The organism is Bradyrhizobium sp. Ses1, from assembly GCF_059512365.1.
Genome location: NZ_JCAMOQ010000001.1, coordinates 462759 through 485615 on the forward strand (window position 1 = coordinate 462759; position 22857 = coordinate 485615).

The 22857-nt window shown below is 64.7% G+C and carries 19 protein-coding genes; 6 read left to right on the forward strand and 13 right to left on the reverse strand.

Annotated features, from left to right (window positions below; genetic code table 11):
- Positions 1-129 precede the first annotated feature (129 nt).
- Entirely contained in the window at positions 130-1623 is a 1494-nt protein-coding gene (locus AC5ZG5_RS02225) for a GGDEF domain-containing protein (RefSeq protein ID WP_456640922.1), read from the reverse strand.
- A gap of 137 nt (positions 1624-1760) precedes the next feature.
- Here AC5ZG5_RS02225 and AC5ZG5_RS02230 point away from each other — a divergent pair, with 137 nt between their 5' ends.
- Entirely contained in the window at positions 1761-2039 is a 279-nt protein-coding gene (locus AC5ZG5_RS02230; RefSeq protein ID WP_456640923.1) for a DUF7662 domain-containing protein, read from the forward strand.
- Between the two features lie 101 nt (positions 2040-2140).
- On the opposite strand, the gene AC5ZG5_RS02235 is transcribed toward AC5ZG5_RS02230, so the two are convergent.
- Both AC5ZG5_RS02235 and AC5ZG5_RS02240 read right to left on the reverse strand, forming a co-directional pair.
- On the reverse strand, positions 2141-5017 hold the full coding sequence (locus tag AC5ZG5_RS02235; protein WP_028163738.1) for an EAL domain-containing protein: 2877 nt from the start codon (positions 5015-5017) through the stop codon (positions 2141-2143).
- Positions 5018-5136: 119 nt separating this feature from the next.
- The gene (locus AC5ZG5_RS02240) at positions 5137-6138 is read right to left on the reverse strand and encodes an NAD(P)H-quinone oxidoreductase (RefSeq protein WP_130226491.1); all 1002 of its coding nucleotides are present in this window, start codon (positions 6136-6138) and stop codon (positions 5137-5139) included.
- A 154-nt stretch (positions 6139-6292) separates the two neighbouring features.
- Here AC5ZG5_RS02240 and AC5ZG5_RS02245 point away from each other — a divergent pair, with 154 nt between their 5' ends.
- Positions 6293-6484 carry a DUF1192 domain-containing protein gene (locus AC5ZG5_RS02245; protein WP_028163736.1) on the forward strand — a complete coding sequence of 64 codons (192 nt, stop codon included), beginning with the start codon at positions 6293-6295 and terminating at the stop codon, positions 6482-6484.
- Between the two features lie 267 nt (positions 6485-6751).
- Here the strand turns inward: AC5ZG5_RS02245 and AC5ZG5_RS02250 are convergent, their stop codons facing one another.
- Positions 6752-6943 carry a hypothetical protein gene (locus AC5ZG5_RS02250; RefSeq protein ID WP_456640924.1) on the reverse strand — a complete coding sequence of 64 codons (192 nt, stop codon included), beginning with the start codon at positions 6941-6943 and terminating at the stop codon, positions 6752-6754.
- Between AC5ZG5_RS02250 and rcdA the strand changes: the two genes are divergently transcribed.
- Entirely contained in the window at positions 6942-7454 is a 513-nt protein-coding gene (gene rcdA, locus AC5ZG5_RS02255; RefSeq protein ID WP_028163735.1) for a protease adaptor protein RcdA, read from the forward strand. The two genes, AC5ZG5_RS02250 and rcdA, sit on opposite strands and share 2 nt — an antisense overlap.
- Positions 7455-7661: 207 nt before the next feature.
- Here rcdA and rpmE read toward each other — a convergent pair whose 3' ends face one another.
- On the reverse strand, positions 7662-7889 hold the full coding sequence (gene rpmE / locus AC5ZG5_RS02260) for a 50S ribosomal protein L31 (protein WP_028163734.1): 228 nt from the start codon (positions 7887-7889) through the stop codon (positions 7662-7664).
- A gap of 184 nt (positions 7890-8073) precedes the next feature.
- Here rpmE and AC5ZG5_RS02265 point away from each other — a divergent pair, with 184 nt between their 5' ends.
- Positions 8074-9933, forward strand: a complete 1860-nt coding sequence (locus tag AC5ZG5_RS02265) for an ABC transporter ATP-binding protein/permease (RefSeq protein WP_028163733.1) — start codon at positions 8074-8076, stop codon at positions 9931-9933.
- 18 nt (positions 9934-9951) lie between these two features.
- On the opposite strand, the gene AC5ZG5_RS02270 is transcribed toward AC5ZG5_RS02265, so the two are convergent.
- The 3 genes from AC5ZG5_RS02270 to AC5ZG5_RS02280 all read right to left on the reverse strand — a co-directional run bounded on the left by AC5ZG5_RS02270 (position 9952) and on the right by AC5ZG5_RS02280 (position 12786).
- Positions 9952-10446: a GNAT family N-acetyltransferase gene (locus tag AC5ZG5_RS02270; protein WP_456640925.1), complete on the reverse strand. Its 495-nt coding sequence runs from the start codon at positions 10444-10446 to the stop codon at positions 9952-9954.
- Positions 10447-10534: 88 nt separating this feature from the next.
- Positions 10535-11563 (reverse strand): peptidoglycan -binding protein, encoded by a 1029-nt coding sequence (locus tag AC5ZG5_RS02275; protein WP_456640926.1) that lies wholly within the window; start codon positions 11561-11563, stop codon positions 10535-10537.
- 221 nt (positions 11564-11784) lie between these two features.
- On the reverse strand, positions 11785-12786 hold the full coding sequence (locus tag AC5ZG5_RS02280) for a flagellar motor protein MotA (RefSeq protein ID WP_130226488.1): 1002 nt from the start codon (positions 12784-12786) through the stop codon (positions 11785-11787).
- 591 nt (positions 12787-13377) lie between these two features.
- Between AC5ZG5_RS02280 and AC5ZG5_RS02285 the strand changes: the two genes are divergently transcribed.
- Both AC5ZG5_RS02285 and AC5ZG5_RS02290 read left to right on the forward strand, forming a co-directional pair.
- Positions 13378-14589, forward strand: coding sequence for an efflux RND transporter periplasmic adaptor subunit (locus AC5ZG5_RS02285; RefSeq protein WP_456640927.1), 1212 nt, complete (start codon positions 13378-13380; stop codon positions 14587-14589).
- A gap of 6 nt (positions 14590-14595) precedes the next feature.
- Positions 14596-17748 (forward strand): multidrug efflux RND transporter permease subunit, encoded by a 3153-nt coding sequence (locus tag AC5ZG5_RS02290; protein ID WP_456640928.1) that lies wholly within the window; start codon positions 14596-14598, stop codon positions 17746-17748.
- A 53-nt stretch (positions 17749-17801) separates the two neighbouring features.
- Here the strand turns inward: AC5ZG5_RS02290 and AC5ZG5_RS02295 are convergent, their stop codons facing one another.
- From AC5ZG5_RS02295 to fba, 5 genes are all read right to left on the reverse strand, one after another.
- Positions 17802-18593 carry an inositol monophosphatase family protein gene (locus AC5ZG5_RS02295; protein ID WP_028163727.1) on the reverse strand — a complete coding sequence of 264 codons (792 nt, stop codon included), beginning with the start codon at positions 18591-18593 and terminating at the stop codon, positions 17802-17804.
- A gap of 87 nt (positions 18594-18680) precedes the next feature.
- Positions 18681-19781 carry an SEL1-like repeat protein gene (locus AC5ZG5_RS02300; RefSeq protein WP_456640929.1) on the reverse strand — a complete coding sequence of 367 codons (1101 nt, stop codon included), beginning with the start codon at positions 19779-19781 and terminating at the stop codon, positions 18681-18683.
- Positions 19778-20458 (reverse strand): thiamine phosphate synthase, encoded by a 681-nt coding sequence (locus AC5ZG5_RS02305; RefSeq protein WP_456640930.1) that lies wholly within the window; start codon positions 20456-20458, stop codon positions 19778-19780. The genes AC5ZG5_RS02300 and AC5ZG5_RS02305 overlap by 4 nt, the downstream gene beginning before the upstream one ends.
- Positions 20459-21484 (reverse strand): class I fructose-bisphosphate aldolase, encoded by a 1026-nt coding sequence (locus AC5ZG5_RS02310; RefSeq protein ID WP_456640931.1) that lies wholly within the window; start codon positions 21482-21484, stop codon positions 20459-20461.
- Between the two features lie 286 nt (positions 21485-21770).
- Positions 21771-22838 carry a class II fructose-bisphosphate aldolase gene (gene fba / locus AC5ZG5_RS02315; RefSeq protein ID WP_130226481.1) on the reverse strand — a complete coding sequence of 356 codons (1068 nt, stop codon included), beginning with the start codon at positions 22836-22838 and terminating at the stop codon, positions 21771-21773.
- Positions 22839-22857: the final 19 nt, after the last annotated feature.

Here is a 22857-nt window from a genome sequence, read left to right on the forward strand (position 1 = left end):
CGAGCTGTCGATTGCCGTCATTGCGAGCGTAGCGAAGCAATCCATTTCGCCGCTTGTGGAGGCATGGATTGTTTCGCTGCGCTCGCAATGACAAGATCTGGAGAAACGGGGCCGTAACGGCGGCCTCTCTTACGCCACCAGCGACATTGTCTGCAGGCTTGAGACCACACTCTGGTTGCGGCCATTGGCCTTGGCGGCGTAGAGCGCCCGGTCGGCGGCTTCCACCAGATCGGTCCAGTTCTGGCCGGCCAGAGGCGTCAGGCTCGCGACGCCGATGCTGACGGTGGTGATGGTCTCTCCGTCACACCATTGTTCGACCTTGCGGCGGATCATCTCCGCCACGCCGAACGCTTCCACGGCGCTCTGGCCGGGCAGCAGCACGGCGAATTCCTCGCCGCCCAGGCGCGCCGTGCAATCGCCGGCGCGCCGGACCGCATCCGAGATGCAGATCGCGATGCCAACCAGCACCTGGTCGCCGGCCTGGTGACCATAGGTATCGTTGAAGGCCTTGAAATGGTCGGCGTCGATGATGAGCAGGGCGAGCGGCGTCTCATGCCGGCCGGCGCGGCGCCATTCCGTATCGATATCGGCATCGAACTTGCGCCGGTTTCGCAAACCGGTCAGCGCGTCGGTGGTCGCGAGCTCCTCGAGCTTCTCCTCGGCCTCGGCGCGGCGGCCGATCTCGCGCGCCAGAAACAGCGTGGTGCCGAGCACGAACAGGACCAGTGCCGCCATGATGGCGCCGATCCGGGTCGCCTCCTTGCGCCACAGGCTGAAGACGCCGTCCAGCGGCTTTCCGACCACGGTAAACAGCGGGCCGTTTCCGCTGCGGCGAACATAGAGCCGCGGGGTCTGGTCGATCGGGCCGGCACCGGCATAGGAGCCGTTGTTCTTCAGGTTGTCTGGAGTCCAGTTGCGCCGCTCCGCCAGGTTGGTGCCGATGACATCGAGATCGAACGGCGTGCGCATGATGATCGTGCGGTCGCGACGCAGCACCGTGATGGTGTCGCCGGGGGCAAGCGTCAGCCGTCCGAACAGTTCGTGGAAATAGCTGAAGCGGATCGAGCCCGCGACGACGCCGAGAAAACTTCCGTCTTCGCCGCTGATGCGCCGGCTCAGCACGATCGCGTAGGCGCCGCGGTGGAGCATCGGCTTTGAGATGTAGAGGCCTGTGTAGGGCTGGTCGCGATGGATGTGGAAATATTCTTCGTCGCTGCGGTTCTCGATCAGGGGATCGAGCGTCGATGCATCGTCTACCAATTGCCCCGTGCTGTCGAAGACCTGGATCGCGCCAAAGTGCTTTGCGGTGGCGGCGTGGTCGAACAGGATCAGGTGCCGGACCTCATTGCTGACTTCCTTGATCTCCGGCATCACCATGGCGCCGGCGACCGCGCGCAGCGAGAGGTCGTACAGTTCGATGTTGCGGCTGATATCGGAGTCGATGCCGGCGGCGAGGTTTTCCAGCGTCTGCCGTGCCAGCTCCTCCTCGCCGCGGCGCATGTCGAGCATGACGCTGGTGCAGATGGTGGAAAAGCCGATCACGGTCGCGACCGAGGAAGCGATCAGGAGCTTCGTCGATAGCCGCCAGTGCCGCTTTGCTTGTTGTCGCCGTTCGTTTGGCATGTTTGGTCCCGGGCCACCCTTCATGCACCGGAAACATTGTTGCCGCCTTAAACGGCGACAGCGAACCGCGAATGGGTTAACGGTTGGTTGGTTCGACTGACAATTTTCGGCAATGACGTGAATTCAAGGGACCTGAGGTGAACGATTACGGCCCATTGCGGGACTATCTGAAGAGGCAGACGCTGACCGAACTGGTGCTCAGCTTCGAGGAGATCGAGGCCATCATCGACGCGCCGCTGCCGCGCGCGGCGCAGCGCGCCTCCTGGTGGGATAGCCTGCGTAGTCCACAGGAAAGGATGCCGCAGCGTGAAGCCTGTCTCGAAGCCGGCTATGCCGCCATGCGCCAGGCCGACGGCAACAGCGTGAAGTTCAAGCGGCTCCCCCAGCGTCGTTCCCGCGCAGGCGGGAACCCATAACCACAGGGCGTTGTTGTTAAGCTCGCTGTGGCTCCAGCGTGCTGCAAAATGCACACTTGTGGTTATGGGTCCCGGCTCAAGGCCGGGACGACAGCGGAAGATCAGCTCGCGGCTTCCAGCCGTTCCTCGGTGAGCAGGCGCATCGCGGCGTCGGCGTCCATCGGCTCGCCGAAGGCGAAGCCCTGCGCGTATTCGCAGCCGAGCTGGTAGAGCTCGACCGCATCCGAATCCGTTTCCGCGCCTTCCGCCACCACGTCCATGCCGAGGTCGTGGGCGAGCGCGATGATCGATTTCAGGATCACGGGCCGGGTGCCGCGGCTGGTGGTGCGGACGAAGGACTGGTCGATCTTGATGGTGTCGAACGGGAAGCGTTGCAGGTAAGACAGCGAGGAGTGGCCGGTGCCGAAATCGTCCAGGGAGAGCCCGGTGCCGAGCTCGCGGATGCGCGCCAGCATCTGCGCGGCGTGCTCCGGATTCTCCATCACCAGCGATTCCGTCAATTCCAATTTCAGCGTGCCGCGTGCCACCGAGGAGCGCGACAGCACGGTCCTGATGTCGTGGATCAGGTCGTGGCGCAGCAATTGCCGTGAGGAGACGTTGACGGAGGCAAAGATCGGCTCGCGCGAGCGCATCGCGCGTTGCCAGATCGAAAGCTGCCGCGCGGTCTGGTCCATCACGAACGTGCCGAGGTCGACGATCAGGCCGATCTCCTCCGCGATGGAGATGAATTCGGACGGCGACATCCGCCCGAGTTTCGGATGATCCCAGCGCGACAGGGCCTCGAAGCCGGCGATCGAGCGGTCCTCGAGCCGCACGATCGGCTGGTAGAGGATGGTGATCTCCTGCCGCTCGATGGCGCGGCGCAATTCGCTCTCCAGCGTCAGCCGGTCGGTCTTGCGCGCGCGCATCGCCGGCTTGTAGACGTCGATGCGGTCGCCGCCGATGCGCTTGGAATGATACATCGCAAGCTCGGCGTCCTTGATGATCTCGTCGGTGAGCTGCGTCTGCGGGTCGGAGAGCGCCAGCCCGATCGAGGCGGTCAGGAATATCTCGCGGTCGTTGAAGGCGATCGGGGCGCGGATGGTCTTGCGGATGGTCTCGGCAAAGGCGGTGATCCGCGCCGGGTCCTGCTCCGACAACAGGATCAGGCCGAACTGGTCGCCGGCCAATCGCGCCAGCGTGTCCTGGGGTTTGAGGATGCGGGTCAGGCGGCGCGCCAGCGTCAGCAGGATGGAATCGCCGACCGCCATGCCGACGGAGTCGTTGACCTGCTTGAAGCGGTCGAGGTCGATCACCATCAATGTCGGCCGCAGCGTCGGCACCGTCTTTGCGAGATTGGCGACCGCGCTGAGGCGGTCCATGAACAATTTGCGGTTGGGCAGGCCGGTCAGATTGTCGTGGACCGAGTCATGCAGCATCCGCTCTTCGGAGTTCTTGATGTCGGTGACGTCGGTGAGCGTGCCGACGACGCGCGAGACCTCGCCGTCGGAGCCGACGACAGGCCGCGCCTTCAGCGCGAACCACATGAAATGGCCATCCGGCGTGCGCAGCCGGAAATCCTGCACCAGGCGGCCACGGCGCTGGTCGAGCACGCTGTCGAGCGCGGCACGGAAACGGTCCTGGTCGAGCGGATGCAGCACCTCGAGCCATGTCGCCGCCGGTCCTTCCAGCGTGCCGCGCTTCAGGCCAAGCAGGGCCTCGGTCTCTGGGCTGGTGAACACCTTGTCGGCGGAGACGTCCCAGTCCCAGATCAGGTCGCCTGAGCCGGTCAGTGCCAGCGCCCGCCGCTCGACATCGGAGACGACGCCGGTGGTGGCGCCGCCGCCGGCAAACGCGTGCTGCATCACCGTGAAGCCGATCAGCATCACGATCAGCACGAGGCCGCCGAGCAGCGCCGGGCCGACGATGTCGTTGGTGACGCTGCCCGCCACCGTCATGCCGGCCGCGACCACCCAGACCACCAGCAGGAACCAGGTCGGGATCAAGAGCACGGCGCGATCGAAGCCGTGGGTCGAGAGATAGACGATTAGGGCAAAGCCGGCGAAGGCGATCATGACGAGCGACATGCGCGCGATGCCGGAAGCCACCGCCGGATCGAACAGCGCCAGCGCCACCAGCGATCCCAGGAACAGCAGCCAGCCGATGGTGATGTGGGAATAGCGCACATGCCAGCGGCTCAAATTGAGATAGGCGAACAGGAACACGAGCAGCGTCGCCGCCAATATCGCCTCGCCCGCCGCGCGCCAGACGCGCTCGGCGTTGTTCGACATGTCGAGCACCTTGCCCCAGAAGCCGAAATCGACGCCGATATAGACCAGCACCGCCCAGGCGAGCGCGGCTGCCGCCGGAAACATGATGCTGCCCTTGACCACGAACAGGATCGTCAGCACCAGCGCTAGCAGGCCGGAAATACCGATCACGATGCCCTGGTAGAGCGTGAACGAGTTGACCTTGTCCTTGTAGGACTCCGGCTCCCACAGATAGAGCTGCGGGAGCTTGTCGGTGCGCAATTCCGCGACATAGGTGACGACCGCGCCCGGATCGAGCGTGATGCGGAACACGTCGGCAGTCGGGCTTTCCTGCCGCTCGGGACGGTCGCCGACCGACGGCGTGATGGTGGCGATGCGCGACAGGCCGAGATCCGGCCAGAACAGGCCGGATGAGACGATGCGGTAATGCGGCGCGACGATCAGGCGGTCGAGCTGGTCGTCGGTATTGTTGGCGAGCGCGAACACCACCCAATATTGCCCGCCCTCGCGGGCGCGGACCTCGATGCGGCGGACGATGCCGTCGGTGCCGGGCGCGGTCGAGACCTGGATGCGGTCGGTCTCGCTGCGCTGGTGGTCGAGAACGGCGGTGAGATCGATCGCGGGCGCGTCGCTGCGGACGCTGACGGCGTCAACTGCGCGCGCCGGAGCGGCGCCGACAACCATCATGAGGGCCAGCGCAAGCGGCGCAAGCCACCTGATCAGACGCAATGTCAGTACTCCGCGCTTTCACGATTCATGCGGGCGAACCAGCGCCCCGCCGCTCCCGGATAAATGCCACGAAAGCGAAGGAAATCAAAGGGTTTCCGGCTAGGCCGGCAGTGGAAGCGTTAAACGACCAACACAATTTTGCCAATATGTGCGCTGGTTTCCATTCGCCGGTGAGCGTCGGCCGCCTTTTCCAATGGGAAAGTGCTGTCCATCAGCGGCTTTACCCGCCCCTCGCGGAGTAGCGGCATTACCTTGGCCTCGATCGCCGCGACCATTGCCGCCTTGTCCGCATTACTACGGGGGCGGAGCGTCGAGCCCGTATGGTGCAGGCGCTTCACCATTAGTTTCGCGAAATTGGCGCTCGCTTTTGGCGCTCCGGCCAGGAAGGCAATCTGCACGATTCGACCCTCGACGGCGGCTGCGTCGTAGTTGCGGTCGATATAGTCGCCGCCGACCATGTCGAGGATGACATTGGCGCCGGCGCCATCGGTTGCGGCCTTCACCTCGGCTACGAAATCCGCGGTCCTGTAGTTGATCGCGCGATCGGCGCCAAGCTTGAGGCAGGCCTCCGCCTTGTCCTGTGAACCGACGGTGACGATCACCTTGGCGCCGAACGCCTTCGCAAGCTGGATCGCCATGGTGCCGATGCCGGAGGAGCCACCATGGATCAGCAGCGTCTCGCCTTTTTGCAGGCCGCCGCGCTCGAACACATTGTGCCACACCGTCATCAAAGTTTCGGGAAGCGCGCCGGCTTCCTCGATCGATAGCGACGGCGGCACCGCCATCGCCTGCCCGTCCTGCGCGATGCAATATTGCGCGTAGCCGCCGCCGGCGACCAGCGACATCACGGTGTCGCCGACCTTGTGCCTGGTGGCGCCGGGACCGACCGCCACCACCTCGCCTGATATCTCGAGGCCGGGCAGGTCGCTCGCGCCCGGCGGCGGCGGATAGGAACCGGAACGCTGCGCCACGTCAGGCCGGTTGACGCCGGCCGCCTTCACCTTGACCAGGATTTCGCCCTGGCCTGGTAGCGGCACCGGGCGCGTCTCCGGCAGCAATACTTCCGGCCCGCCGGGCTTGCTGATGCCGACGACGGTCATTTGCGCGGGCAGCTTTTCCATGGTTTTTCCTTGGCGAAATGGGAGGATTCCAGACGCGGCACGTTGATTACCCAGCCTGCATCGCGCTGGCAACCGCCGCAACGGGATCGTGACAGAGCATGGCCGGAAAGTGGAGACCGGCTTTCATACTCGAAGCAAAGCACGGAGAACGCGCATGGCGATGGAAGATGACGACCGGCCGAGGAAGAAGATTTCGCACGAGATCGGGCAGGACCTGTCGCTGCTCTCGGTCGAGGAATTGACCGACCGCATCGCGATGCTCTCGGCCGAAGTGGAGCGCCTGCGCGAAGCGATGACAAAGAAGCGCGCCTCCAAGGAAGCCGCCAACAGCTTCTTCAAATCGTAGCGCTCACCCGTAGCCCGGATGGAGCGCAGCGCAATCCGGGACCGGTGCATCCGGCTCGCACCGATCCCCGGATTATGCTGCGCTCCATCCGGGCTACGAAACTGGTATCCTGTCCCAAACTAGGCCAATGGCCGATATGGCAAACGAAGCTTAAACAAAATCGCTCATTTACGATCAATTAAGCTTTCTCGTTTATGACTGCATCGTCCTCGTTTGGACACCGAGTGGCTCCTGTCCACTCTGTTTGACGCCTCCCTGTTATCAACTTCAAAGCCGCCGGAAACGGCGGCTCTTTTTTGGCTTTGTCACAGGCTTGTCGTCGCCGCCATGCGGCCGGAAACCATAAATCCGGATGCGGCTGGACTCTTCGCCCGGCAAGCGCAATGATTTGTTCATCATAAAGCTGGCGCAAAAGCCGGCGGTGTTCAAAATTAAAAGTGGCGTGAGGGCGTTAACCATGCTGGAGCGGTCGCAAAGCGATTCCGCACTTGTTCTGTTCAGCGAGCGGCTGACCAATTCTGCGGCATTCGGAGCCTTGTTCCGTGAGGGCATGGACCTGGTCGAGGAGACCGCCGCCTATCTCGATGGCGACGGCCGCGGCCAGGCCAAGGCGCTGGAACGGTCCGTCAGCCTGACCTATGCGACCGAAAGCATGCGCCTGACCACCCGTTTGATGCAGCTTGCCTCCTGGCTGCTGCTGCATCGCGCGGTGAAGGAAGGCGAGATGACGCTGACCCAGGCCAATCGGGAGAAGACCAAGGTCAAGCTCTCCGCAGCCGATCCGGGTCCGGCGGAACTGATCGAGAAACTGCCGCAACAATTGCAGGACCTGATCACCCGCTCGATGGACCTGCAGGCACGCGTGCGCCGGCTCGACACCACGATCCATGCGCCGCCCGCCGATCGCGCCGCGATCGGCAACCCGCTGGTGCCGCAGCTCAACCGCCTGAAGGCCGCGTTCGAACGGTAACTGCAACTCTAACCGTCATTGCGAGCCACCGGGTCGGCGCGAAGCGCCGCCCGATGACAGGCTCCGCGAAGCAATCCATGCCTGCACCCGCGGCGCTATGGATTGCTTCGCTGCGCTCGCAATGACGCGTGGAAACAAAAAACGCCCCTGATTTGGCAGGGGCGTTCGTTGAACGTCGAAAAGGAAGAAGGAAGCGCAGTCTTGCGCTCAGTCCTTTTTCAAAAAGCCGGAAAACTTCTTCTGGAACCGCGACACGCGGCCGCCGCGATCCAGGATCTGCTGCGAGCCGCCGGTCCAGGCCGGGTGCGACCTGGGGTCGATGTCGAGCTGCAGCTTGTCGCCTTCCTTGCCCCAGGTGGAGCGGGTCTGGTACTCGGTGCCGTCGGTCATCACGACCGTAATCGTATGATAATTCGGGTGAATATCGGCTTTCATGACAGTTCCTTCGGCGCGCCGGCGCCCGTCGCAAGGGGTCCAAAGATACGGGATTTGGGCCGCTCTATAGCGTAAGGAAACCTGCAAAACAAGCCACCGGGATCACCGGATTAGGACTCTTCCGGATTTGCCAGCCGCTTCCGCGGGGCCTATCTGGAAAACATAAAAACTGGTCCTTGTCCCGATGAGCGCAGCCGAACAGCTTGACCACCCGCCCAGTCCGATGCCGCCGCGGCGCGATGCGCTGCTCGAAGGCGAAGCGCTGGTTGAAGCCACCTTGACCGAGACGGAAGGGAAGAGCCGCGCCAGGCTGAAGCCGCTGCTGGCGCTTGCGCCCTATGTGGCGCGCTACCGCGGACGGGCGATCCTCGCTTTTATTTCTCTGACGGTTGCGGCGATCACGACGCTGATCGTGCCGGTCGCGATCCGGCGCGTGATCGACTTCGGCTTCACGGCCGAAGGCATCGCCATGATCAACAACTACTTCAGTGTGATGATCGCGGTGGTGGCGGTGCTCGCCGGCGCCAGCGCCTCCCGCTATTACCTGGTCATGACGATCGGCGAGCGCATCGTCGCCGATCTCCGGCGCGACGTGTTCGCGCATCTGATCTCGCTGTCGCCGTCCTTCTTCGATTCCGCGCGCAGCGGCGAGTTGGTGTCGCGCCTGACCGCCGATACCACCCAGATCAAATCAGCGGTCGGCGCCTCCGTGTCGATCGCGCTCCGCAACATGATGCTGTTCCTCGGTGCCGCCGCGATGATGGTGGTCACCAGCCCGAAGCTTTCCGGATTCGTGCTCTTGGCGATCCCGATCATCGTGATCCCGCTGGTCGCGTTCGGGCGCTGGGTGCGACGCTTGTCGCGCAATGCGCAGGATACGCTCGCGGACGCCAGCGCCTATGCTTCCGAGCTGGTCGGCGCCATCCGGACCGTGCAGGCCTTCACCAGCGAGCGGCTCGCCGCCACGCGCTTCGGTGGCGAGGTCGAGCAGGCCTACGACGCCGCGCGCAGCTCCACCCGCGCACGGGCCGTGCTCACCTTGATCATCATCTTCATCGTGTTCTCGAGCGTGGTGCTGATTCTCTGGGTCGGTTCGCACGACGTGCTCGCGGGCGCGATGACGCCGGGACGTTTGGGCCAGTTTATTCTCTACAGCGCCTTTGCTGCGAGCGCCCTCGGCCAGCTCAGCGAAGTCTGGGGCGAAATCTCCGCAGCTTCCGGTGCTGCCGAGCGGCTGTTCGAGATCCTGCGGGTCAAGCCGGAGATCACGGCGCCGGCCGCGCCGCTCGCGCTGCCGCAGCCCGCGCGTGGTGACGTTGCGTTCGACAATGTCAGCTTCGCCTATCCGACGCGGCGGTCGGTGAAGACCGTTGACGGTGTCTCGTTCTCGGTGCGATCAGGCGAGAAGGTCGCGATCGTCGGTCCCTCCGGCGCGGGCAAGAGCACGCTGTTCCATCTGTTGCTGCGCTTCTATGATCCCGCCTCGGGCACGATTTCGTTCGACGGCGTGCCGATCCGGCAGGCCGATCCAAGCGTGGTGCGCTCGCGCATGGCATTGGTGCCGCAAGACACCGTGGTGTTCGCAGCGTCGGCGCGCGAGAACATCCGTTTCGGGCGGCCCGATGCTTCCGATGCCGAAGTCGAGCGCGCCGCCGACCTCGCGCACGCTACCGAATTTCTGCGACGCCTGCCCGGCGGCTTCGAGGCCCAGCTCGGCGAACGCGGTGTGACGCTGTCGGGCGGCCAGCGCCAGCGCATCGCGATCGCGCGCGCGATCCTGCGCGACGCGCCGCTCTTGCTGCTCGATGAAGCCACCTCCGCGCTCGATGCCGAAAGCGAGACGCTGGTGCAGACCGCGCTGGAGGAGTTGATGCGCCACCGCACCACACTGGTCATCGCACACCGCCTCGCCACTGTGCTGTCCTGCGACCGCATCCTGGTGATGGAGCATGGCAGGATCGTCGAGCAGGGCACCCATGCCGAGCTGGTCGCCGCCAACGGGCTCTATGCGCGGCTGGCGAGGTTGCAGTTCGAAGGGATTTGAGAGCTCACGATCTCGGCTCTACGGCTTCCACCGCATCTTCAGTACCGGACGTCCTGACGTCGGGTTGAGGTCCTCGCCGGCATGCACAAAGCCGTTTCGTTCATAAAAACGGATGGCCCGCGCATTGTCCTTATTGACCAGCAGCGTGACGCCATCAGGCGAAAGGCGCTTGGTTTCATCGACCAGCGCGCTTGCCAGCTTTGAACCCCAATGCGCGGGATCGACCACGAGCTGGTCGAGATAGCCGCTTGCATCGATGGTCACGAAACCGATCAGCGCGCTTGCCTCTTCCGCGACGATGATGGTTGCCTTCGGCACCAGTTCGCCGCGCCAGCGCTCGCGCCACCACGCCACGCGCGCATCGAAATCGATCGTCGGATAGGCCTGCTGCCAGGTTCGCCGCCAAAGCTCGATCGCCGCGTCCTCGTCCTCGGCGCGATAGGGGCGGAGGTCAAAAGCCCCGCTCAAGCCGCCACCAACGCCGTCATGCCCGGGCTTGTCCCGGGCATCCACGTCCTTCCTGCTCGCGACGCCGGAGAACGTGGACGGCCGGGACAAGCCCGGCCATGACGCTGTGGCGAGAGCCTGCCCAACATCGCCGTTACCGTTCCGTCAGCTTCAGTTCGATGCGGCGGTTACGCTTGTAGGCGTCTTCCGTCTGCGCGGCGTCGAGCGGCTGGAATTCGCCAAAGCCGGCGGCGACGAGCCGCTGTGCGGGCACCCCGAGCGAGATCAGATATTGCACCACCGAGATCGCGCGTGCGGCGGAGAGATCCCAGTTCGACTTGAACACCGGGCTGTTGATCGGCCGCACGTCGGTGTGGCCGTCGACGCGGAGCACCCAGGCGATCTCGCTCGGGATCTGCTTGTCGAGGTCGATCAGGGCAGCCGCGAGCTTGTCGAGCTCGGCGCGGCCTTCGGGCAGCAGCGTGGCCTGTCCGGTATCGAAGAAGACTTCGGACTGGAACACGAAGCGGTCGCCGACGATGCGGACGTCTGGCCGGTTGCCCAGGATGGCGCGCAGGCGGCCGAAGAACTCCGAGCGGTACCTCGACAGTTCCTGCACCCGCTGCGCCAGCGCCACGTTCAATCGCTGGCCGAGATCGGCGATGCGCCCCTGCGATTCCTTGTCACGTTTCTCAGAAGCATCGAGCGCTTCTTCGAGGGCGGCAAGCTGGCGACGCAATGCGCTGATCTGCTGGTTCAGCACTTCGATTTGCGCCAGCGCCCGCGCGGAGACCAGCTTCTCGGAATCGAGCGCCTTGGTGAGCTCGGTGGCGCGGCCCTGCGCGTCGCTGCCGGCATTGGCCAGACCCTCATAGAGGCCCTTGACACGGTCGCGCTCGCCTTCGGCCGAGGCAAGTCCGGCGCGGAGCTGCGCGATCTGTTCGCCGAGGCTGAGCTTGCCGAGCTTTTCAAGCGACAGCATGTCGTTGAGCTGGGCGATCTTGGCGTTGAGCTGTTCCAGCGCCTTGTCCTTGCCGGAGACTTCCTGCGACAGGAAGAACTGCACCACCAGGAACACCGAGAGCAGGAACACGATCGACAGCACCAGCGTCGACAGCGCGTCCACGAAGCCCGGCCAGTAGTTGAAGCCGGATTCACCGCGGCGGGCACGGGCAAGGGCCATTTTGACTCTCTACTAGCGTTAGCAAGGGTACCTCCAGGGAGGCCGCAAGTTACACCTCTCCCGGAGGGAGAGGTCGGATCGCCTCGGCGATCCGGGTGAGGGGTTTTGCTCTATCGATAGACCGGGCGCCCTCACCCGGCGCTACGCGCCGACCTCTTCCTCCGGGAGAGGTAACCGTGTGGCTCTCGTCCGTCTTCAAGATCGACACCGTCCCCGTCTCTCTAACTCTTCTCCGGCTGACGCGCGAGGCGTTCGAGCAGGCGCTTGATCTCGCGGTTCTGTTCGCCCTGGCCGTCGGCCCATTCCCGGATCATCTGTTGCTCGGTGCGCATATGCGCAACCAATCCCTGGATCGCTTCGGCCAGATTGGCCATCGCCGCGGTGGTGCCGCGGGTTCCCGCGCCTTCCTCCACCGCGACACGCAGCCGCTCGATCGCGTGCTGCAGGTTGCCGCCACCACCTGCGGCGGCCACGACGCCGTCACCGGCGTATTCGCGCACCGTGGTCGCAAGCCAGTCCTCGAGATCGGTATAGAAACGGTTCTGTGCCTGGCTGGATTGCAGGTCGAGGAAGCCGAGGATCAGGGAACCGGCGAGGCCGAACAGCGAGGACGAGAACGAAATGCCCATGCCGCCGAGCGGGGCGGCGAGGCCCTCTTTCAGCGTGTCGAACAGCGCGCCGGCGTCGCCGCCGACCTTCAATCCATCGATCACCTTGCCGACCGAGCCGACGGTTTCGATCAGGCCCCAGAAGGTGCCGAGCAGGCCGAGGAACACCAAGAGGCCCGTCATGTAGCGCGAGATGTCGCGTGCCTCGTCGAGGCGGGTCGCGATGGAGTCGAGCAGGTGCCGCATCGTCTGCTGGCTGATCGACATCCGCCCGCTGCGCTCGCCGCCGAGGATCGCCGCCATCGGTGCCAGCAAGGTCGGCCGCCGGTCGATCGCGAGCCCGGGATCGGCGATCCGGAAATTGTTGACCCATCGCACCTCGGGATAGAGCCGGATCACCTGGCGGAAGCACAGGATGATGCCGATCAAAAGCACCGCGCCGATCAGCGCGTTCAGCCCGGGATTGGCGAAGAAGGCGACGAGGATCTGCTTGTAGAGGACGATGGCGATCAGCGCGCACAGCACCAGAAATACCAGCATCCGCACCAGGAAGATCCGTGGAGAGGACAATTTGCTGAGTTCGGTCTCCATGTCGGAGCGGGGAGAGGAGGGCATTGCCGGCATGTCCGTTGCGAAAAGCCGCGTTGGGCAGCCAATATGGCACAGCGGCCAAGGGAAGAAAGACAGGAAACCTGTGATTCGGGGCGGAAGCGGAACTGGATGGCGACCGCCGCGATATCATCCACCGAAATCGTCCCGTTCGACGATGTTCCGCGCATCATCAATTGGGCGAATCGCCGGCCTCGATTTGCGGGACGCGCGCACCGATCCTCATTCGGCATTGATCGCGAAGCAAAGCGAACGGATGCCTGCACCGGATCGCGAGAGACGGAGAAACCATCGGGAAAACGCCGGAAGCTGATTCTCCCCCGCATGCGGGTTCGAGAAATCGGTTTCGGCCGCTGCGTCGGAGAAGGCGCAGTCCGTTACCCCCACAAGCTCCGATGGAACCGGTTTCACAATCCGGTGAATCGGAGAAAAATATGCTAATTCAATATGTTCTCCGTATGTGACATTGAGCCGCCGCCGTCATGTATTGCGTCGCAGCACCCCCGCCTTATCCTGAATAGCGTGACAAGGCGGAGTCGGCAGAGACACCGCGTGTCCAAGTGTGTTCAACAATTCAAACTCGGGGCGACGCTTTCAATGTCCGGACTACGCGCACGAACGGCATGCATTCTCCTGATGCTGGCCGCCACGGCGCCACTGCTAGCCGGCTGTGATGAGCCGACTGCCGCGACCGCTGCGTCGGAGGCGGCGCCCGAACCCGAGGTGAGCGTTGTCGTCGCCAAGCCGCAGCCGCGCGCGGTGCTGCGCGAGCTGCCCGGCCGCGTCGCGCCGACGCGCGTCGCCGAAGTCCGCCCGCGTGTTTCCGGCATCGTCGTCGAGCGCCTGTTCCACCAGGGCACTGAGGTGAAGGCCGGCGATCCCCTGTATCGCATCGACCCGCGGCCATTCGAGGTCGAGGTGCAGTCCAATCAGGCTGCGCTCGCGCGCGCCAAGGCTGTGCTCGATCAGGCCGCCCAGCATGCGCATCGCGTTACGACGCTCTACAGCCAGAAGGCGATGCCCGAGGCCGAGAACGAGAAGGCGATTGCCGCGCAACGCCAGGCCGAAGCGGATGTCGCGGCCCGCGAGGCGGATCTCGCGCGCGCCAAGCTCAATCTGGATTACGCCACCATCCGCGCGCCGATCGACGGCATCGTCGGCGCCGCGCTGGTCAGCGAAGGCGCCCTGGTGGTGCAGAACGATTCCACCTCGCTTGCGACCATCCAGCAGATCGACCCGATCTATGCCGACTTCACCCAGTCGGTCACCGAGCTCAACCAGCTACGCCGCGCATTCGAGACCGGCGAACTCGACCGCATCGCGCCTGACGCGATGAAGGTGCGCCTGTTGCAGGACGATGGCACGATCTATCCGATTCCTGGCAAGCTCTTGTTCTCCGACGCCAAGGTTGACGCCTATACCGGGCAGGTGACGCTGCGTGGCGAGTTCCCCAATCCAAGGCGCGAATTGTTGCCGGGCATGTATGTGCGCGTGCTGATCGAGCAGGGCATCGATTCCGACTCGATCGCGGTCCCGCAGCAGGCGATTCAGCGCAATGGCGGTGGCGGCAGCGAGGTGTTCGTCGTCAAGGACGACGGTCGCGTCGCGGTTCAGCCCGTGCGTACCGGCTCGCTGCAGAATGGGCAGGTGTTCGTGACCGAAGGTCTGAAGTCCGGCGACCGCGTCGTGGTCGAGGGCTTCCAGAAATTCGCGGCAGGCGACAAGGTCCGGCCGCAGGCATTCACCGAGGCGGCGGATGCTTCGATCGTTGTGCCGGGGGAAAATAAAGCCGCGCAAGCGCTGCGGTGATCCGAGATGGCGAGCTTTTTCATCGACAGGCCGATCTTCGCCTGGGTCGTCGCGCTCTTCATCTGCCTGATCGGCGCGATCTCGATTCCGCTGCTGGCGATCGCGCAATATCCGATCATTGCGCCGCCCTCGATCTCGATCTCGACCAGCTATCCCGGCGCCTCGCCGGAAAATCTCTATAACAGCGTCACCCGGCTGATCGAGGAGGAGCTGAACGGCGCCTCCGGCATCCTCAATTTCGAATCCACCAGCGACTCGCTCGGCCAGGTCGAGATCATCGCCAATTTCGTTCCGGGCACCGAAACCAGCCAGGCATCCGTCGAGGTGCAGAACCGCCTCAAGCGCATCGAGGCGCGCCTGCCGCGTGCCGTGATCCAGCAGGGCATCCTGGTCGAGGAAGCGTCCAGCGCCGTGCTGCAGATCATCACGCTGAACTCGACCGATGGCAGCCTCGACGAGATTGGCCTCGGCGACTTCATGATCCGCAACGTGCTCGGGGAAATCCGCCGCATCCCCGGCGTCGGCCGTGCCACGCTGTATTCGACCGAGCGCTCTTTGCGCATCTGGATCGATCCGGCAAAGCTGGTCGGCTATGGCTTGACCGCCGACGACGTCAACAAGGCAATTGCCGCGCAGAACGCGCAGGTCGCCTCGGGCAGCATCGGTGCCGAGCCGGCGACGGACTCGCAGCGCGTCTCGGCGCTGGTTCTGGTGAAGGGCCAGCTCTCTTCGCCGGACGAGTTCGGCGCCATCATCCTGCGCGCCAATCCTGATGGCTCGACCGTGCGCCTGCGCGACGTTGCGCGGCTTGAGATCGGCGGCCTCAGCTACCAGTTCCAGACCCGCCTCAACGGCAAGCCGACGGCGGGCCTCTCGGTGCTGCTGTCGCCGACCGGCAACGCGCTCGCGACCGCAAGCGCGGTGGAAGCCAAGATGAAGGAGCTGTCGCGCTTCTTCCCGGCCAACATCTCTTATGAGATCCCCTACAACATCACGCCCGTGGTCGAGGCTGCGATCGAGAAGGTGCTGACGACGCTGGTCGAAGCCGTGGTGCTGGTCTTCATCGTGATGTTCCTGTTCCTGCAGAACATCCGCTACACCATCATCCCGACCATCGTCGTGCCCGTCGCGCTGCTTGGCGCCTGCGCCACGCTGATGCTTCTCGGCTATTCCATCAACATGCTGACCATGTTCGGCATGGTGCTGGCGGTCGGCATCCTCGTCGACGACGCCATCGTGGTGGTCGAGAACGTCGAGCGCATCATGGCCGAGGAGGGCTTGCCTCCGAAGGAGGCGACCCGCAAGGCGATGTCGCAGATCACCGGCGCCATCATCGGCATCACGCTGGTGCTGGTTGCCGTGTTCATCCCGATGGCGTTCTTCCCGGGATCGGTCGGCATCATCTACCGCCAGTTCTCGGTCACCATGGTCGCCGCCATCTCGTTCTCGGCGCTGCTGGCGCTGTCGCTGACGCCGGCGCTGTGCGCGACATTGCTCAAGCCGGTCACGGCCGGGCACGGCCATGCCCGCCGCGGCGTGTTCGGCTGGTTCAACCGCACGCTCGATGCCGGCCGCGACGGCTATACGCGCACGGTTGGATGGACGCTGAAGCGCACCGGACGACTGATGCTGATCTATGTTGCGCTTCTGGTCGGGCTTGGCTGGGGCTTCATGCGGCTGCCCGGCGGCTTCCTGCCGGTCGACGACCAGGGCTTCATCACCACCGACGTGCAGACGCCCTCGGATTCCTCCTTCGCCCGCACCGAGGCGGCGATCGAGAAGGTCGAGAAGTATCTTTTGGCACGCTCCGCCATCGAGAACGTCACGTTCCTCACCGGCTTCAGCTTCCTCGGCCAGGGCTTCAACACCGCGCAGGCCTTCATCACGCTGAAGGACTGGTCGGAGCGCGGGCCGAAGGATTCGGCGGCCGCAATCGTCGCCGACATCAACCGCGACCTTTCATCGATCCGCGACGCCAAGATCTCGGCGCTGCAGCCACCTCCGATCGACAACCTCGGCAACTCCTCGGGCTTCTCGTTCCGCCTGCAGGACCGCGGCCAGAAGGGTTACGCCCAGCTGATGGCTGCCGCCGACCGCCTGATCGCGGAAGCCAATGCCAGCCCCGTGCTGCAGAAGGTCTATATCGAAGGCCTCCCGCCGGCGCCGCAGGTCAATCTGGTGATCGACCGGGAAAAGGCCGGCGCCTTTGGCGTCACCTTCGAGGACATCAACAATACGATCTCGACCAATCTCGGCTCGAACTACATCAACGATTTCCCGAACCGCGGCCGCATGCAGCGCGTCGTGGTGCAGGCGGACAAGTTCACCCGCATGAATGCGGATGATATCCTGAATTACAACGTCAAGAACAACCGCGGGCAGCTCGTGCCGTTCTCGTCCTTCGCCACGGTCGAATGGCAGAAGGGACCGACCCAGATCGCGGGCTTCAACTATTATCCCGCCGTGCGCATCTCCGGCGAGGCGCGAGCCGGCTACACCTCAGGCGATGCCCTGAACGAGATGGAGCGGCTCGCGAACAGATTGCCGCGCGGGTTCGGCTATGAGTGGACCGGACAGTCGCTGCAGGAGAAGCTGTCGGGCTCGCAGGCGCCGTTCCTGCTAGGCTTGTCGGTGCTGGTAGTGTTCCTCCTGCTCGCCGCGCTGTACGAGAGCTGGACGATTCCGATCGCGGTGCTGCTGACCATACCGCTCGGCGTCACCGGCGCGGTGATCGCCGCGAGCATGCGCGGGCTCGCCAACGACGTCTATTTCACCGTCGGCCTGATCACCATCATCGGCCTTGCCGCCAAGGACGCCATCCTGATCATCGAATTCGCCAAGGACCTGCGCGCCCATGGCAAGCCGCTGCTCGAGGCGACCATCGAGGCCTGTTCGCTGCGTTTCCGCCCGATCCTGATGACCGGCCTCGCCTTCGTGTTCGGCGTGTTCCCGATGGCGATCGCCAGCGGCGCCGGCGGCGCCAGCCAGCAGGCGCTCGGCACCGTCGTCATGGGTGGCATGATCGCGGTCGTGATCCTGGCGCTGTTGATGGTCCCGGTGTTCTTCGTCAGCGTTCAACGCGTGCTGGCCGGCGACCGCGAGCCGAAGGAGGCGGCGCCGCAGCAGCCGCATGCGGCACCGGCACGGCCAACGCACTGACATGTCATTGCCGGGTCAAGCCCGGCCATGACGACTTGGTTGCAAAGAAGCAACTACCCCAGCGGCTTCAAAATCTTCACCAGTTCGCCGTGCACGAATTCGTTACCGCAGACCACGTGTCCGGTTTGCAACGGATCGTCATTGCCCTCGATGCCGCTCACGGTGCCGCCGGCCTCGCGCACCATGATCTGCCCGGCTGCGATGTCCCACGGGGAGAGGTTGCGTTCCCAATAGCCGTCGAGGCGGCCGGCGGCGACGAAGGCGAGGTCGAGCGAGGCGGCGCCGAAGCGGCGGAAGCCGGCGACCTTGTTCTGCAGCACGGCCATCTCCTTCAGCGCCAGTCCATGGTCGCCGCGGCCGATATGGGGCAGGCCGCAGGCGACCACGCATTCGTCAAGCCTGCGGCGGCCGGCGACGCGCAGGCGCTGGTCGTTGAGGAAGGCGCCCTTGCCGCGCTCGGCGATATAGAGCTCGTCATTGGCGGGGTTGTAGATCACCCCCGCAATCACCGTGCCCTCGCGCGCCAGCCCGATCGAGATCGCGAATTGCGGGATCCCGTGCAGGAAGTTGGTGGTGCCGTCGAGCGGATCGACGATCCAGCTATGGCTCTTGTCGGTGCCCTCGCGGGTGCCGCCTTCCTCGCCGATGAAGCCGTAGCCCGGGCGGGCCTTGGCGAGGTCGGTGTAGAGCATCTCCTCGGCGCGCTTGTCGGCCAGCGAGACGAAGTTCGCCGGCCCCTTCAGCGACACCTGTAGGTGCTCAATCTCGCCGAGATCGCGCTTGAGGCTGCGGCCGGCGCGGCGCGCGGCCTTGACCATGACGTTGATGAGGGCGGAATAGAGCATGATGGAGGGCTTGTCGGTGGGAAAACGGCCCAAGCGCCGTCGGGGATTTCCGACTGCGTGCCCTCTCGGGATGGCGCCGTCAAGGCGTCATTTGCCGGTGCCGAGCCAATTGCGTGCGGCCTCCTCGGCCTTGGCGCGGTCCTGCGGGCTCATGTCCAGCAGCATCTCGTCCAGTTCCGGATCGCCCTTGCCTGCGGTCTTGGCGACGGTGTGCCATTTCAACGCCTCGACCTTGTCCTGCGGCACGCCCTGGCCGGTGGCGAGCAGGCGGGCGAGGCGGTTCTGCGCGATTGGCGAGTTCTGCCGGGCCGCCTTGCGCAATAGCGCCACCGCCGCCGGCTGGTTCCGCGGCGTGCCGGAGCCGTTGTAGAGCGCGATCGCATATTCGACCTCGGCATCGACATTGTCGGCGAGCGAGGCGGCCTGCAACAGCCGCACCGATTTCTCGAGATCCTTGGGCACGCCGGTGCCCTCCTTGTAGAAGGTCGCGAGCGCGTACTGCGCCTCGGGACTGCCGGCGTCGGCCGCCATCCGCAACAATTCGGCACAGCGCTTGAGGTCCTGCGGCAGCGTCTGGCCGTCGAGATAAAGCAGCGCCAGATTATAGGCCGCCTTGGGATTGCCGAGTTTGGCCGAGGACGCCAGCAGCTTGACCGCCTCGTCCTTGTTCACCGGGCCGCCGCGGCCGGCAAGCCGCATCATCGCGAGCGCGAACATCGCCTCGCGGTCGCCGGCATCGGACCCGCGCTGGTACCATTCGGCGGCCTTGCCGTAATCGCGCTTGACGCCGAGCCCGTTGGCATAAAGCTCGCCCAGCATCGTCATCGCCTTGGGGTCGCGGGCGTAGTTTGCGCGGTTGGTGGCGAGGTCGAAGGCGGTCTTGTAGAGGCCGCGCTGATAGGCGCCATAGACGAGATCGACATTGGGATCGTCGAACGGGTGCGTCGGGGTCGGCGATGGCGAAGGTGAAGGCGACGGCTTTGGCGCGGCCGGCTTCTTTTCCGCCGCGCTCTTCGGCTTTTCCGCTGCTGCCTTCGGCTTTGGCGCAGGCTTCTGCGCTTCCTTTTTCGGAGCCGGCTTGCTGGCCGGCGCCTGTGCGGCGGGCGGCGTCAGCGAAATCTGCGCGACCGCGCCCGTCGTCAGCACGGCGCAGCCGAGCACCACCGCTATCGGACGCAGCAGACTCATTCCGGAGTCAGTCCTGCCCTTGGCTTCCCAACCGCGCTCGCATGCGCTTCGCGGATGGTCGCGCCGACCTCGGCGAGCGCTGTGCCAGCGCCGCGCTGGTCGGCGAAGATGAAATCGCCGACGAGGACGAAGTCCGCGCCGGCGGCTGCAAATTCGAAAGCCTCTTCACGCGAAATGGCGTAGCCGACGCAGGGCGGCTCGAACAATTCGTCCCACCAGTTGAGCCGCTCGGCGATCGCCTGCGTCGAGGGCCGCTGCCCGCTCGCATCGGGCTCGCCGAACAGCACGTAATCGGCGCCGAGCTCGCCGGCGGCCATGGACTCGTGGCGCGTCGGCAGCCCGCCGACGCCGGCGATGCGGTCCGGCTTCAGCGACGGCAGCGCGTCCTCCAGCGCGGCAAGGCCGGTGAGATGCGCGCCGTCGGCGCCGGCGCGCGCGACGAGCTCGACATGGCCGTCGATCAGGAGCGCGGCGCTCTGGACCACCGGCGCTAGCGCTTTCACGCGCGAGATCATCGTGCGTTGGTCGGTCTCGCGCAGCCGCACCAGCACTGCCGCGACATCGGCCGCGGCGAGCAAAGCGGGCAGGCTTGCGATGAGTTCGGAGGGATCTTCCACCACCGGCGTCGCGAGATAGAGGCGCGGCGCCGGGCGCGGCGGAACGGGCTTTGCGGCCAATTATGCCACCTTCTTTTCCAGGCCGGTCTCCCACTCGCCCTTGCTCGCGAGCGCGTTCATGCGTGCGCGGTGGGTGAAGGCGCGCTGGCCGGCCGCGACATTCCCGGCCTTGCCGGACCACGCCTTCTGCGGCGCCGCCTGCAGCGCACGGCCGTAGGAGAAGGTGAGTTTCCAGGGCAGGCCGCCGATCCGGTTCATGGCGTCAAGATGCGCGGTTGCCTCCTCATCGCTCTGGCCGCCGGAGAGGAAGGCAATGCCGGGCACGGCTGCCGGCACGCAGGCCTTCAGGAGGCGAATGGTCTTTTCCGCGACGTCCTGTACCGATGCCTGCTTCGGGCTCTTCTTGCCCGATACCACCATATTCGGCTTCAGCACCATGCCTTCGAATGCGACGCGCTGCACGAACAGTTCGTGGAATACGGTGTTAAGCACCTGCTGCGTCACCTCATAGCAGCGGTCGATGTCATGGCCGCCGTCCATCAGCACCTCCGGCTCGACGATCGGCACGATCTGCGCCGCCTGGCACAGTGCGGCGTAGCGCGCGAGCGCATGCGCGTTGACATGGATCGCGGTCGTGCTGGGAATCCCCTGTCCGATGTCGATCACCGCGCGCCATTTCGCAAAGCGCGCGCCGCGCTCGTAATACTTCTTCAGCCGCTCGGCCAGCTTGTCGAGGCCGACGGTCACGAGTTCGCCGGGGCAGGCGGGCAAGGCTTGCGTGCCCTCGTCCACCTTGATGCCGGGGATGCTGCCGGCCTGCTCGATCAGCTTGACCAGCGGCGTGCCGTCCTTCGCGTTCTGCCAGATCGTCTCGTCATAGAGGATGACGCCGGAGACATATTTGCTCATCGCCTCCGTCGAGCGAAACAGCATCTCGCGGTAGTCGCGCCGATTCTCCTCGGTCGATTCCACGCCGATCGCGTCGAAGCGCTTCTTGATGGTCCCTGAGGATTCGTCGGCGGCCAAAATGCCCTTGCCCGGGGTGACCATGGCAAGCGCGATCTTGTTGAGGTCAGCGAGATTCATGGAACGTCCTCCAGATGGTTCATGCCCTTGCAAACCAAAATAGGCGGTTATCGGGCAATTGCCTAGAAAACGTTCGCCGCGGCCGACGCCGCGCGCAAGCCGGAGCAGGATTAACATTAAAATCGAACAGCGACTACAAATCGAACGACCCTCCGCCTTCCGGGTGCGAGGGGAGGGTGGAGAGCTTGTAGCCCGGGTGGAGCGGAACGCGTAACCCGGGACATCTGTGTCCGCGTTGCAAGTGGCCCCGGGTTTACGCTTCACGCGGGCTACGGCAGCGGCGGCTTCACGCCACCTTCGGATCGAGCTCGCCCTTGGCGTAGCGCTTGGCCATTTCCGCCGTGGTCAGCACTTTCTTGATCTTGCTGGCCTGGCCGGCGGTATTGAACTCCTGCAGCCGCTGCTTGCACAGCTTGGTCATCGCTTCCATCGCGGGCTTCAAATATTTGCGCGGGTCGAACTCTTCCGGGTGTTCCTTGAACACCTTGCGGATCTGCCCGGTCATCGCCATGCGGTTGTCGGTATCGATGTTGATCTTGCGCACGCCGTTCTTGATGCCGCGCTGGATCTCGGAGACAGGCACGCCCCAGGTCGGCTTCATCTTGCCGCCGAACTCGTTGATGATGTCCTGCAGATCCTGCGGCACCGAGGAGGAGCCGTGCATCACCAGATGCGTGTTCGGCAATTTACGGTGGATCTCCTCGATCACGTTCATGGCGAGGATGTCGCCGTCCGGCTTGCGGGTGAACTTGTAGGCGCCGTGCGAGGTGCCCATCGCGATCGCGAGCGCGTCGACCTTGGTCTCCTTCACGAACTTCACGGCTTCGTCCGGATTGGTCAGGAGCTGGTCGTGGGAGAGCTTGCCTTCGGCGCCGTGGCCGTCTTCCTTGTCGCCCATGCCGGTCTCGAGCGAGCCGAGCACGCCGAGTTCGCCTTCCACCGAAATGCCGCCGAGATGGGCCATGTTGGTGACCGTCCTGGTCACGCCGACATTGTAGTCCCAGTCGCCGGGCGTCTTGCCGTCGGCTTTCAGCGAGCCGTCCATCATGACAGAGGTGAAGCCGGACTGGATCGCGGTCATGCAGGTGGCGGGCTCGTTGCCGTGGTCGAGATGCACGCAGACCGGGATCTGCGGATAGATCTCGGTCAGGGCGTCCATCATGTGCTTGAGCATGACGTCATTGGCATAGGCCCGGGCGCCGCGTGAGGCCTGGATGATGACCGGCGCGTCCACGCTCGAGGCTGCCTCCATGATCGACAGCGCCTGCTCCATATTGTTGATATTGAAGGCCGGCACCCCGTAATCGTGCTCAGCCGCATGGTCGAGCAGTTGCCGCAAGGTAATGCGCGCCATCCGAATTCTCCCTGTATTT